The 12,513-nt window shown below is 68.4% G+C and carries 10 protein-coding genes; 3 read left to right on the top strand and 7 right to left on the bottom strand.

Going from position 1 to position 12,513, the window contains the following annotated elements; all coding sequences use genetic code 11:
• Positions 1-36 precede the first annotated feature (36 nt).
• Positions 37-780: an SDR family oxidoreductase gene (locus KF887_01065; GenBank protein ID QYK41766.1), complete on the bottom strand. Its 744-nt coding sequence runs from the start codon at positions 778-780 to the stop codon at positions 37-39.
• A 97-nt stretch (positions 781-877) separates the two neighbouring features.
• On the opposite strand from KF887_01065, the gene KF887_01060 reads away from it, so the two are divergent.
• Positions 878-1,780 carry an AraC family transcriptional regulator gene (locus KF887_01060; protein ID QYK41765.1) on the top strand — a complete coding sequence of 301 codons (903 nt, stop codon included), beginning with the start codon at positions 878-880 and terminating at the stop codon, positions 1,778-1,780.
• 48 nt (positions 1,781-1,828) lie between these two features.
• Here KF887_01060 and KF887_01055 read toward each other — a convergent pair whose 3' ends face one another.
• From KF887_01055 to KF887_01030, 6 genes are all read right to left on the bottom strand, one after another.
• Entirely contained in the window at positions 1,829-2,119 is a 291-nt protein-coding gene (locus tag KF887_01055) for a hypothetical protein (protein QYK41764.1), read from the bottom strand.
• A 118-nt stretch (positions 2,120-2,237) separates the two neighbouring features.
• The gene (locus KF887_01050) at positions 2,238-2,984 is read right to left on the bottom strand and encodes an NYN domain-containing protein (GenBank protein QYK41763.1); all 747 of its coding nucleotides are present in this window, start codon (positions 2,982-2,984) and stop codon (positions 2,238-2,240) included.
• A 74-nt stretch (positions 2,985-3,058) separates the two neighbouring features.
• A complete protein-coding gene (locus tag KF887_01045; protein QYK41762.1) occupies positions 3,059-3,499 on the bottom strand; it encodes a molybdenum cofactor biosynthesis protein MoaE in 441 nt (146 codons plus the stop codon).
• A 1-nt stretch (position 3,500) separates the two neighbouring features.
• On the bottom strand, positions 3,501-3,746 hold the full coding sequence (gene moaD / locus KF887_01040) for a molybdopterin converting factor subunit 1 (protein ID QYK43380.1): 246 nt from the start codon (positions 3,744-3,746) through the stop codon (positions 3,501-3,503).
• 2 nt (positions 3,747-3,748) lie between these two features.
• Entirely contained in the window at positions 3,749-4,417 is a 669-nt protein-coding gene (gene pgsA, locus KF887_01035) for a CDP-diacylglycerol--glycerol-3-phosphate 3-phosphatidyltransferase (GenBank protein ID QYK41761.1), read from the bottom strand.
• A 292-nt stretch (positions 4,418-4,709) separates the two neighbouring features.
• The gene (locus KF887_01030) at positions 4,710-5,351 is read right to left on the bottom strand and encodes a response regulator transcription factor (protein QYK41760.1); all 642 of its coding nucleotides are present in this window, start codon (positions 5,349-5,351) and stop codon (positions 4,710-4,712) included.
• Positions 5,352-5,380: 29 nt separating this feature from the next.
• On the opposite strand from KF887_01030, the gene KF887_01025 reads away from it, so the two are divergent.
• Together KF887_01025 and KF887_01020 are read left to right on the top strand one after the other, a co-directional pair.
• Entirely contained in the window at positions 5,381-7,366 is a 1,986-nt protein-coding gene (locus tag KF887_01025) for a sensor histidine kinase (protein QYK41759.1), read from the top strand.
• Between the two features lie 96 nt (positions 7,367-7,462).
• Positions 7,463-12,451: a hypothetical protein gene (locus KF887_01020; GenBank protein ID QYK41758.1), complete on the top strand. Its 4,989-nt coding sequence runs from the start codon at positions 7,463-7,465 to the stop codon at positions 12,449-12,451.
• Positions 12,452-12,513: the final 62 nt, after the last annotated feature.

Here is a 12,513-nt window from a genome sequence, read left to right as displayed (position 1 = left end):
GGGCTGCCGCCGCCGTTGCGGCCGCAGCCCGGCGCGTCAGGCGGCCTGAGACAGCGCCACCGCATCGGCCCCGGCCGGATAGTGCAGGCGGTCCGTGCCATCGGTGGCCGCACGCCAGACCGCATCGGCCACGTCGCTTTCCCGGGTCAGCAGCGGCGGGTTGGCGAAGGCGGCAAAGACCGGCCCCGCGAAATCGGCATAGGCCTGCGGGATCAGGTCGGCCACGTCGATGTCGGTGTTCTGCGAAAAGCGCGTGGTGGGCGCGTAGCCCGGTTCGACCAGCTTTGCCCGGACGCCGAAGGATGCCAGTTCATGCGCCAGCGATCCGGTTAAGCCCTGTATGGCCTGCTTGCTGGCGGTATAGGCAGCCGCCAGCGGCATCGGTGCCAGCGTCACGCTGGAGGTGACGTTCACGATCACGCCGGACCGGCGCGCGCGCATCTGCGGGATCACCGCCTGCACCATTGCCATGGTGCCGAAGGTGTTGGTGTCGAACACCTTGCGGACATGTGCCATCGGCGTGGCCTCGAAGGCGCCCACAACACCGATTCCGGCGTTGTTCACCAGCACGTCGATGGGCCCCGCCGCCTGAACGGCGGAGGCGATGCTGTCGGTGTCGGTGACGTCAAGCGCCACGACGCGCAGCCGGTCGGACGGGGGCAGCACATCGCTGCGCGGGCGGCGCATGGTGGCGATGACGGTCCAGCCCTGCGCGTGGAAGTGGCGGGCGGTTTCCAGCCCGTAGCCGGACGAGCAGCCGGTGATGAGGACGGTGGTCATGTCGGTCTCCTTCAAATGGGTTGACGCGACCGATGTAACCGGCATGATCAGGACTATCATCAATCAGAAGTCCAAGTTTGTTTACTGAAAGTCCGGAATGCCCGATCCGCTGACCGAGGTGATCCAGCTCTTGCGCCCGCGAGCCGTGGTGTCGAAGGGCATCAGCGGCGCCGGCGGCTGGGCGGTGCGCTATGCCGCGTTCGGCCATCCCGGGTTCTGCGCCGTGACCGAGGGCCGGTGCCGGCTTGCCGTCGAGGGCGAGGCACCGGTCATCCTGGAGGAGGGCGATTTCGTGCTGCTGCCCGCGACCCCGGCCTTCACCATGTCGGGGTTCGAACCCGCGCCGGTGCTGCGCATCGACCCCGGCACGGCGCCGCCGCCCGACCGGGACGTCCGCCACGGTCGGCAGGACGGGCCGCCCGACGTGCGGCAGTTCGGGGGATGGTTCCTGTTCGGGTCACCCGATGCCGCGCTGATCGTCGCGCTGCTGCCCCGCATGATCCACGTTCGCGGTGTGCCGCGCCTTGCGCAACTTGTGGGGCTGCTGGGTGAGGAGGCGGCGCGCGACGACATCGGGCGCGACCTGATCCTGGAGCGGCTGGTGGAGATTCTGCTGGTCGAGGCGCTGCGGGCCGCCCCGGCACAGGCGGCGCAGCCCGGCCTGCTGCGCGGTCTGGCCGATCCCCGGATCGCGGCGGCGCTGCGCGGGATGCATGGCGATGTCGACCGGCCCTGGACCGTTCACGAACTCGCCCGCGCCGCGGGCATGTCGCGGTCGGCGTTCTTTGACCGCTTTGTCCGGATGGTCGGCACAAGGCCGATGGAATACCTGTTGGCCTGGCGCATGGCGGTGGCCAAGACGCTGCTGCGTGGCGGGGGGATGACGCTGGACGAGGTGGCCGGGCGGATCGGCTATGGGTCGGCCAGCACGTTCAGCACGGCGTTCAGCCGCCATGTCGGCGAGCCGCCGGGCCGGTTCGCGCGGGCCGCACAGGGGTAGCCCGTGCAACCGGCGATCCCGGTCCGGTTGCGCGGGGGTGCCAAACTCCTAGCGGTTTCCGTCGATCCACTTCGACATCAGGCTGCGGTCACGGAAGCATTCGTCCGGCACGGCCCGCCGCTTGATGCGGGCCAGCCGTTCGGCAAAGGCCACCTGTTTCGCACTTGGCCGCGGGTCGGCCGCGGGCTGCATCCTGGCCTGCCGCTCGATCCAGGCGCTCAGCGACCGGCGGTCCTGCTGCGCCTGCGGTGGCAGGATCGTCTGGTTCCGAAGTGCCAGCGCGCGGGCAAAGGCAATCTGGCGTGACGTGGCGGGCAGGGCGGATGTGGTGCTGTCCATCGGGGAACTCCCTTGCTGGATGGCACCCAGATATAGAACATAAAGAGAACATATTCAACCCGCATCCGCTGGCCGCGGGGTCGCGACGCCACGGCTGCATCGGGCGGCAGGTGCGGTGTCAGGCCACGTCGCGGGCCAGGAGCTGTCCGCCCGGCCCCGGCTTCACCTCGAACCGGCTGATCTTGCGCACCAGATCGGACAGTTTCGGCGTGCCATAGGTGCGGGTGTCAAAGTCGGGGTTGGCCTGGGTGATGAACTGGCCGATCTGCCCCAGCGAGTACCATTCGCCATCCGGGTCGATCGCGCGCATCGCGGCGATGATCAGCGGAATCGCCTTGGCGGGTGGTTCCTTCACCCCCGGACGCACCGTCTCGGGCACCGGTTCGGCCGGCCGGACGATCTCGGCACGGTCATCGCGGGCCTGCAGGTTCTCGACATAGATGAAGCGCTTGCAGGCCATGCGGAAGGCCTCGGGCGTCTTCTTCTCGCCGATGCCGTAGACGTCGAGGCCCTGTTCGCGGATCCGGGCGGCCAGACGGGTGAAATCGCTGTCGGAACTGACCAGGACGAAGCCGTCGAACAGGCCCGAATGCAGGAAATCCATCGCGGCGATGACAAGGCCGATGTCGCTGGCGTTCTTGCCCTTGGTGTTGCTGAACTGCTGGTCGGCCACCATGCCCAGCGCCGCCACCTTGCGCGCCCAGGCGCCCAGCCGCTGCGCCGACCAGTCGCCATAGATCCGGCGCACTGACGCCTCGCCCAGCGCGGCGATCTCCTCGAAGATCGCCTCGGCATAGGTGGCGGGCACGTTGTCGGCGTCGATCAGGACACACAGGCGGGGCGCGCGTGTTGTGGGGTCGGGCATCGGGGCCTCCGGTTTTTTCCCTTGTCGCGCATCGGGCGCGCGAAGGAAAGGGCGCGAAGGCCAGGCCGGGCGCGTCACCAGCGCCGCAGCGCGGCCTCGTCGGCATCCTTCGCCGCCACCCAGTCGGCGCCGTCCGCGCCGATCTCCTTCTTCCAGAACGGCGCGCGGGACTTCAGGTAGTCCATCAGGAACTCCGCCGCCGCAAAGGCATCGGACCGGTGCGGCGCGGCGGTGGCGACCATCATGATCGCCTCGCCCGGTGCCAGCCGCCCGTGCCGGTGGATCACCAGCAGGTCGTCCAGCCCGAACCGCGCCGCCGCCGTCTCGGCATGGGCGCGGATGGCGCGTTCGGTCATCCCGGGATAATGTTCGATCTCCATCGCCCGCAATGTGCCGCCGTTGTCGCGCACAAGGCCCGTGAAGGTGACGACCGCGCCCGCGCCCGCCGCGCCCCGCGCAAAGGCCGCGGCCTCGGCGCCCAGGTCGAACGGCGCGGCCTGCACGGCGATGCGCATGTCAGCCCCCTGTCATCGGCGGAAAGAACGCCACCTCGCGCACACCCGCCAGGCCTGAGTCGAAATCCGCGAGTTCCTGGTCCAGCGCCACCCGCAGGCTTGCCAGGTCGGCGAAGGCCAGCGCATAGCGTTCCTCGCGCGCGGCCAGTTCCGCGACGAGATCGCGGACCGTCGCGGCGCCGGTATCGACCGTCTCGCGCGGCAGGCCCACGCGCTCGCGCACCCAGGCGAAATAGAGAACGGTCAGCGTCATTTCTCGTCGTCCCGCAGATGCGGCCGCGCCTTCTGGAAATACTCCCACCCGGTCACTGCCGTCAGGGCGGCGGCCACCCAGATCAGCGCCAGCCCGACGTCGGTCGCGACCGACGAACAGCCCCGCATCCCGCAGGACCGGATCGGATCGGCCAGCCCCGCCGTGACCGCATCGGCATATTGCTCGGCCGTCATGCCCCGCCGCGCGATCCCCTCGACATGCTCCAGCCCGGTGCCCAGGAACAGGATGGCGATGGCGATCATCTGCGCCGTGGTCTTCCACTTGGCGAGTTTCGTGACCTTCAGAAGCCCCGCCTTGGCCCCCAGGAACTCGCGCAGGCCGCCCACGAACACCTCGCGGAACAGGATCACCGTGACCGGCAGGATCAGCCAGGGGTTCATGCCGGAATAGCCGGTGATGATGACCAGCGCGATGACCACCATGGCCTTGTCGGCGATCGGGTCCAGCATCGCGCCGAACTTGGATTCCTGCTTCCACAGGCGGGCGAGGTAGCCATCGAAGTAGTCCGTGATCGCCGCGCCGACGAACAGCGCGAGCGCGAACCAGTCGGCCCAGGGGCGATGGAAATACAGGAACATCACCGCCACCCCCGGCGCAGCCAGCAGGCGCATCGTGGTGAGGATGTTGGGGATCGTCCATGTCATGCGGCAGGGATAGCCCATGGTGAGGGATCGGGGAAGGGGTGGCAGGCAGCGGGGTGGTGGCCCGGCATTGCCGCGCAGAAGAATCCGGACGCGGCCACCGTTGCCTGCTGAGCGGCCGGATTTCGGCGCGCGTGCCGGACCACATCACCCCCTGGCCCGGGGGCGGATGACATCGGGTCTGGCCGCCCGGTTCGCGTGCCTGCATCCCTGATGGCCGGGGCGGTCAATGGGTTCCCGGTGCCGGGACGTCGGTTCGGCGCGGTGCGGCGGGTGGGCCGGCCCGGTCGCCGTTTCAGGGCACGCGGGGGTCGCGCGGGTCGAGCTCGACAAGACCGGCGCGGATCGCGGCCACGAGCAGCGTGGCGGTGGAGCGGACGCCCAGCTTGGTCATCAGGCTGGAGCGGTGATTGTCGACCGTCTTGGGGCTGATCCCCAGGGCCTCGGCGATGCCGGGGTTCGACAGGCCACGGGCAATCGCGTGCAATACCTCGATCTCGCGGGCGGAGAGGCGCGGCACCTCGCCGGACCGGCCAAGCAGTTCCCGGGTCTCGGGTGCGATCCAGCGCCCCCCGCGGGCCACGGCGGCGACGGCCGCGCAAAGGTCGTCGGACGATGCCGATTTCAGGACCAGGCCCGAGATCCCGGCGAGGTCCAGCTGGCGCAGCAGCGATGCCTGCGTCGTGCCCGTCAGCACGATGTAGCGCGTCGCGGGCGACCAGCGCCGCGCTTCGGCGAACACCTCGGCGCCGCCGACACCCGGCATCGACAGATCAAGGATCGCGATGTCGGGCTGATGACGCTTGATCTGGGCGATCGCCTCGATCCCGTTTCCGGCATGGCCGACGATCCGGTAGCCAGGGCGCTGCTGCAGGAGCCCGGCCAGAGCCTCGCGGAACAGAACATGATCATCGCACAGCACAAAACTGATGGTCAAACAGACCTCCGGAGGGCAATCATCAAGCGATGCGGACGTTCCTGGCAATAGTTGTCGCGATAACATTAGCATGGCTGGCGCCACGGTCCAGCGACGCGGCCGAGGTGCTGGCGCTGAACGGTGCCGTGCCGTTCGAGTCGGTCACGCCGCATCTGTCGGTCATGTTCGATGCCGACCACAGCCTGACCCCCGAGCAGGCGCAGGCGATGGCAGACTGGGCGCCGGTGGCCGGGGTGCAGCCCGATTTCGGCTACAGGGACGAGGCCGTCTGGCTGCGCCTGCGGCTGCGCAACGGGTCCGCCGATCAGGCGGAGTGGGTGCTGCATTTCCACGAGAACTTCAAGCAGAGCTTCGATACCTGGCTGATCCGCGAGGATGGCCGGACGGAGCATCTTCTGGCGCTGTCGACGTCCACTCCGTTCACCGCCCGGCCGATGCTGTTTCCCCAGATGGCGACGCGGATGCACCTGGAACCCGGCGAGCAGGCGACCGTCCTCGTGCGATTCTGGTCAGAGGGTTCGTCGCTCCTGCCGATGTCGATCAAGACGCGTGCCGGGTTCCTGGAGACGACCGCCGTGGTCTATGCCCGCAACTTCGTGTTCTACGGCTTCATGGCGGCCTTCATCGCGGCGGCGCTGATCGGTTCGGCGGTGTTCCGGTCGGTGATCGCGCTGGCCTTTGCGGCCTATGCGGGATCGGCGCTTCTGTTCGTCATGCATGCCGACGGCACGGCGTTCCAGTACCTCTACCCGAACCAGCCCGGCTTCAATTCCATCGCCTCGGTGGTCTGGGGGGGCGGATTCGTCTTTCTGTCGGCGCTTTATGCCCGGATCTTCCTGGGCACGCGGCGCGACTTTCCCCGCACCGATGCGGTGCTGCTGGCGGTGATGGCGGTCTGCGCGGGCCTTGGTCTTGCGATGTTCTTCGCGGACCGGCAGGCGATCAAGCAGGCCTTCGTCGTGGTGGCGCTGGTGGGTGTGCTGACCTGCCTGGTTGCCGGGCTGGTCGTGGCGCGCCGGCACTTCCGCCGGGTGCGGTTCTTCGTGCTGGCCTGGACCGGTGCCGTCGTGTCATCGACACTCATGAACCTGATCCACAATGTCGGCATCGACATGTCGCAGGACGCGCAGACCAATTCGATGCGTGTGGTGATGGTGATCGACGCGGGCCTGATGGGGCTGGCGATCCTTGACCGTTATACCCAGATGCGCGACCGCAGCCAGGCGGTCCTGCGCGAAAACCTGGCGGCGGCCGAACGCACGCTGCTTCTGGGACGGCGGCTGGCCGAGCTGGAGCGTCAGACACTGGCGCTGGAGGCGGCGGCGGCGCGCAAGCGCGACCAGTTCGCCAACGTGATCCACGACCTGCGACAACCCCTGCACGGCCTGCGCCTGCGCGTGAAGGCCGAGGCCGAGCCGCCGGGCGGTGCCCCCACCGGCACCGCCGAGCGGCAGGCCGAAACCGACCGCGCCTTTGACTACATGGAATCGCTGATCCAGACCGCGGCCCATACCCTTGATGCGCTGTCCGACGCCCCCGCACCGCGCCCGGCCGACGACGACCTGTCGCTTGGTGCGATCCTCGCGGCGGTGACGGACATGTTCGCGGCCGATGCGGCCGAGCGCGGGCTTGACCTGCGGCACGTTCCGACCTCGGTCACCACGGCGGCCGACCCCCTGTCGGTGCTGCGCATCCTGTGCAATCTCGTGTCGAACGCGATCAAGTACACGCCCACGGGCCGTGTCCTGATCGGCTGCCGCCGCCGCGGCGGAATGGTGTCGGTCGAGGTGCATGACACCGGGCCGGGCCTGTCGGCCGAAGAGTTCCGGCAGGCGACCGCGCCGGAAGCGCGCGTGGCACGCACCGCCGCCAATCAGCCGGGCGAGGGGCGGGGCCTGGCCATCGCCGATGCCGAGGCCCGGGCGCAGGGCGGGCGGATGATCCGCCTGCCCCGACGGGGGGCGGGGCTGTCGGTTGCCGTCCTTCTGCCGCCGGGCACCCACAGGAAGGGGTGATCACCCCATACCGCCGCGCCGATGGCTGACCTAGCGTCATGCCCGTGGTCGCGCCCCGCCCCGGGCGGACCCTGGCTTTTGGTGCAGAGGTTCGGCATGACAACGCAACTGGTCATCTATGACGCAACGCTGACTGCCGCGACGGCCACGACCGAGGCGACGCTGTTCCGTCTGGACGTGATTGCCGATGCGCTGGATGTCGCGAAGGATGCGCTGTCCTATCTTGAGCAGATCAAGGACGACGCAGGCCAGTTGCGCCAGACGGCCGCCGGGATCGAGACGCTTCTGAAGCTGGTCGGCAAGGTCACTGCGCTGAAGTTCCTGACGAATCCCCTGGCCCAGTTGGTCGGCCAGATCGAAGCCCGTGCCGCCGCCGTCGAGACGAAAGCCACGCAGCTGGATCGGGACTGGAACGATCTCAAGCAGTTGCAGACTCAGATCGACACCCAGAGCAACATCGTCTCGGCGCAGCAATTGGCGCTGAAGGCGGTCCTGGCCGACATGGTCTCGGTGAGGAGCAGCCTGCGCGACGCGATGGAAGCCAGCCTGATGCCCCAGCTGCCCGCCTATGCGCTGGCGGCCGTGGACAATGCGAATCTCACGCTACAGCCGGCGGACCTGCCGTCGGTTCAGGCCGCGCTTGACGCGATCGCCGCGGCCGACGACGCGGTCGAGGCGGCCTTCGCGCCGGTCCTGGGCCCGGCGCGGTCGATTGCCTCGATCATGGGCACGGTCAATGCGCTGGTATCGAATCTGGCCGTGCTGCGCGGTCCGATGGCGGTGGTGGACAAGGCGCTTGCCCCGATTTCATGGGCGCTCGAAGCCTCGGACTTCGTGTTCAACATCGTGGTGAACCCGGTGCTGAACCCGATACTGGATGCGCTGGGCTTCCAGAAGCTGGTGAAGGATGTGCTCAAGCGGCTGGGTCTGCCCGACCTTGCGGTCTTCGACAATTTCGAGTCGATGCTGATGGACCTGGAGGACGCGCTGGCCCTTGACGGAGGCCCGCTGCGCGATCTGTGGGATGCGATTGATGCCCTGGTGGACCCGATCCTGAACCCGAACGGGTTCGTGACGCTGTTGCAGGCCACGGGATCGGATGACGGCGAACTGATTCTCGGCGACGACCTGCCGCCGGGTTCGGACCCGAACCCGGGTACGACGCTGAGCGCCCGCGCGGGCGACGACCTCGTGGCCGGGGGTCTGGGCAATGACCTGCTGTTCGGGGGTCACGGTGACGACGTCCTTGTCGGCGGGCAGGGTGACGACACGATGGACGGTGGTCCCGGCCAGGACGTGGCCGTGCTGTTCGGGAACTTCGCCGACTTCGCATTCACCTTCGACGAGGCCACCGCCACCCTGACGACCCGGCATGTTCGGGTAGGCCCTGGCCAACAGGCGCAAGGCACCGATGTGATCCTGAACGTGACCGACGTGGTCTTCAACGATCAGCGGGTTGCCCTGGGCGACTTCGGCAACATCCGGCAATCGGGCAGCGTGGCCGGCGGGCCGCATGTGACGCTGACCGGCGACCAGGACGGGCCGCAGCGTGATTTCCTGCTGGGCGGACCCGGCCGCGACCTGTTCTACGGGCGGGATCTGGACGACTACCTGAGCGGAGGGGAATCGGAGGATTCCCTGTTCGGCGGCCGGGGCGACGACTGGATACGCGGTGGCCCCGGCATCGACTTCATCGACGGCGGCCCGGGGATCGACACGGCGGTCTACGAACTGGGCGACGGCGCGCCGCCAGGCTTCAACCATGTCGACCTGCGGAACGACCCCACGCGCCGACCCTTCGTGCCGAACGAGGCGGTTCAGAACATCGAGAACCTGACCGGAGGGGCCGCGCGGGACTATTTCTGGGGCAGCGATATCAGCAACCGGCTGGAAGGGCGCGGCGGCGATGATGTGCTGGTGGGGTTTGCCGGGCGCGACACGCTGCTGGGCGGCGAGGGCAACGACACGCTTGTGGGTGGCGACGGCCATGACGTCATGGACGGCGGTGCGGGCACCGATGTCTTTGTCGGCGGTCGCGGCAATGACACGCTCGTCGGGGCCGGGCACCTGTACTATGGCACGACAGCGGAAAGCCCGCTGGACCTTTTGCAACTGGGCTTTCTTTCGTCGGAGCTGGCCACGCTTCTGCCCGCGCGGGTGACCGTGAACCTGCCCGCGGGTTCGGTTCGCAAGTTCGACGCCACGGGCCGTTCGGTGGGCACCGACACGCTGTCACCCGACCTGACCCGGATCACCGGCACCGGCGGCAACGACGTGTTCTTCGGCGGGGCTGGCACCGAATGGTTCCATGGCGGTGAGGGCGACGACCGGTTCTCGTCGCAGGATTCCCAGCCCGGCGCGCCTTCCGCCGACCGGTTCTGGGGGGGCGCGGGCAACGACCATTTCAACCCCGGCACCGGCGAGGCGACGATCTGGGGTGGCAGCGGCAACGACACGCTGATCGCTGACGACATCAGCTTCGTCCATGCCGAGGGCGGCAGCGGCCACGACGTGCTGGACTTCTCGCGGCTTGGCTACGAGGTCTTCTACAGTTCCGGCAACACCAGCTATGCCGGGGTGGTCGGCCGCCGTCTGGAGGTTGACGCCGAGGATCTGGGAATTGTCTGGCAGTTCTCGGCATTCGGTTTCGAGGAGATCATCGGAAGCCGGCACAACGATCGGTTGACGGCCGGCACCACGACCTCGCACATCCTGTCGGGCAATGCGGGGGCCGATACGCTTCAGGCGCGCAGCAGCACCCCGGGGCTTTACGGCGACACGCTCTATGGCGGGGCGGGCGACGACGAGCTTCACACCTCGCGCGGGAACGATGTGATCTACGGCGGCACCGGAGACGACCTCGTGCTGTCGATCTTCCAGACCGGGGGCGATGACACGCTCTACGGCGGGGACGGCAACGACCGCTTCGTCATCTGGTCTTCCGGGCGCTCTCTGATCTTCGGCGGCGACGGCTTTGACGAACTGGACCTGACCAACTGGACCGGATTCTACGACTATGCCTTCGGCACCGTTCTGGAAGGCCCGGCGACCCGTCCCTTCATCCTTGACAGCATCGAGTCGATCCGCGGCTCTGCCGCGGGTGAGATTCTGGCCGCGCTGGGGACGATCCGCCAGCTGATCGGTGGCGGCGGCAACGATGCGCTGGTCGGTTCGGCCTTCGACGACATCCTCTATGGCAACGCGGGCAACGACACCCTGAACGGCCACGGGGGCAACGACATCCTGTATGGCGGCACCGGCTTCAACCAGTTCATCGGCGGTGCGGGCACGGATGTCGTGTCCTTCACACCCGAGATGGAAGGCGACCGCTGGGACGGCAGCCGTTTCTGGGAGCCGATCCGCATCGAGGGAACCGTCGACATCGACCTGATGCGGCGCGAGGGCACCTTTGCCACCGACTATCTGGCGCCCGGCCAAGTCTACCGCAACCTGTTCACCGGGATCGAGAACATCATCGGCGCCTCGGGCAACGACCGGATCGGCGGCGATCATGTCGACAACGTGATATCGGGGGGCGCGGGGGCTGACCTGCTGCGTGGCCGCGGCGGCAATGACACGCTTCTGGGCGGGGACGGGAATGACACGCTGGAGGGTGACAGCGACTGGCCTGCGGATCTGGTGCTGGGCTATGTCAACCAGGCCGTTCTGTCGCCGACCGAACATTTCTGGCTGTCGGGGCTTGCGAGGATCGGCGGGCCGACCGGCCTGACGCTTGAAATGGTGGTCCAGCACGATCTGGGGCGCATCGCCAGCGGGAACGTGGCGCTTGTGTCCTATGCGGTGCCCGCGCAGTTCAACGAACTGGTGCTGGAGGCATTGCCGGGCGCCAATCTGCGGCTGATCTATCGCGGCACCTTCGTGACAACCGGCGTCGCCACCTCGCGTGTGCTGGACGGCGAGATGCACCGCGTCTCGCTCACGGTGGATCACGCGGCGGCGCAGGTGCGGCTCTACCTTGACGGGGTTCTGGCCGACACGATGACCAACGCGGCCTTCGCCACCGCGGCGCGAGGCGGGGGCTTCCTGTCCTTCGGACAGGAACAGGACGCGGTCGGCGGCGGCTTCGATGCCGGCCAGGCATTTGCGGGCGGGTACGGGGACCTGCGCCTGTTCGACCGCGTGCGCACTGCCGCAGAGATTGCCGCGCACTGGCAGACTCAGCTTGCGGCGCCAGCGCTGGAGCCCGGCCTGCTTGCGAACTGGCAGGGCAGTCTGGCCGACGGGAGGTTCAACGACGTCGCGGGCGGCCTTGCCCCGCTGACCAGCACCGTAGGTTCCGCATCCAATGCGTTCCGCATGGTCGGCGCGGCGGGCGATGACCTCATGGCGGGCGAGGCGGGCGATGACCTGCTGTCTGGCGGGGGTGGCGATGACACGCTGGAGGGTGGCGACGGCAACGACACGCTGATCGGCGGGCAGGGCAATGACGAACTGTTCGGTGGCGCCGGTTTCGACCGGGCCCTGTTTCAGGGCGCTGCCGACACGACCGTGGATCTGCGCATCACTGCCGCGCAGGACACCGGCCACGGGCTTGACCTTCTGCGGGGGATCGAGGCCGTCACCACCGGCGACGGCAACGACCGGGTGACCGGATCGGGAATCGCGAACGAGATCCGCACCGGCGCCGGCAACGATGCGGCCTATGGCGGGAACGGGGACGATACCCTGTTCGGCGAGGGCGGAGATGACCTGTTGCGCGGCGGCAATGGCGCGGACATGCTGCTGGGCGGCGCAGGCGACGACACCCTGAGGGGTGATGGCGGCGCCGACACGCTGGTCGGCGAGGGCGGCAACGACGAGTTGCGCGGCGGGCCAGACGCCGACTGGTTCGTGTTCCTGCCCGACATGGGCCACGACCGGGTGGTCGATTTCGAGCCGGGGGTCGACTCGATCGTCCTGTCGCGCGCGCTGTGGTCGAGCACGCTGACGGCCGAGCAGGTGATGACCGCCTTCGCCCGGATCGAGGACGGCAATGTGGTGTTCGAGTTTGGCCCCGACGCGGTGCTGACCCTTTCCGGCATCACCAGTCTGGAGGGGCTGGCCCAGGATCTGATCCTGACCTGAGTGCGGGGCAGTGGCCAGCCGCCGGCATGGGACCAGACGCGCCGCGCGGTTTCGGGGGCGTT

It is taken from the genome of Paracoccaceae bacterium, from assembly GCA_019454225.1.
GTDB lineage: Bacteria > Pseudomonadota > Alphaproteobacteria > Rhodobacterales > Rhodobacteraceae.
This window is presented reverse-complemented; position numbering and strand designations above follow the sequence as displayed.

Excerpts from the sequence above, each read along its gene's own strand:
- KF887_01050 (QYK41763.1), bottom strand. The coding sequence starts at position 2,984 with ATGCCCGACCCCACAACACGCGCGCCCCGCCTGTGTGTCCTGATCGAC.
- KF887_01065 (QYK41766.1), bottom strand. The coding sequence starts at position 780 with ATGACCACCGTCCTCATCACCGGCTGCTCGTCCGGCTACGGGCTGGAA.
- KF887_01055 (QYK41764.1), bottom strand. The coding sequence starts at position 2,119 with ATGGACAGCACCACATCCGCCCTGCCCGCCACGTCACGCCAGATTGCC.
- KF887_01025 (QYK41759.1), top strand. The coding sequence starts at position 5,381 with ATGCGGACGTTCCTGGCAATAGTTGTCGCGATAACATTAGCATGGCTG.
- KF887_01045 (QYK41762.1), bottom strand. The coding sequence starts at position 3,499 with ATGCGCATCGCCGTGCAGGCCGCGCCGTTCGACCTGGGCGCCGAGGCC.
- KF887_01020 (QYK41758.1), top strand. The coding sequence starts at position 7,463 with ATGACAACGCAACTGGTCATCTATGACGCAACGCTGACTGCCGCGACG.
- pgsA (QYK41761.1), bottom strand. The coding sequence starts at position 4,417 with ATGACATGGACGATCCCCAACATCCTCACCACGATGCGCCTGCTGGCT.
- KF887_01060 (QYK41765.1), top strand. The coding sequence starts at position 878 with ATGCCCGATCCGCTGACCGAGGTGATCCAGCTCTTGCGCCCGCGAGCC.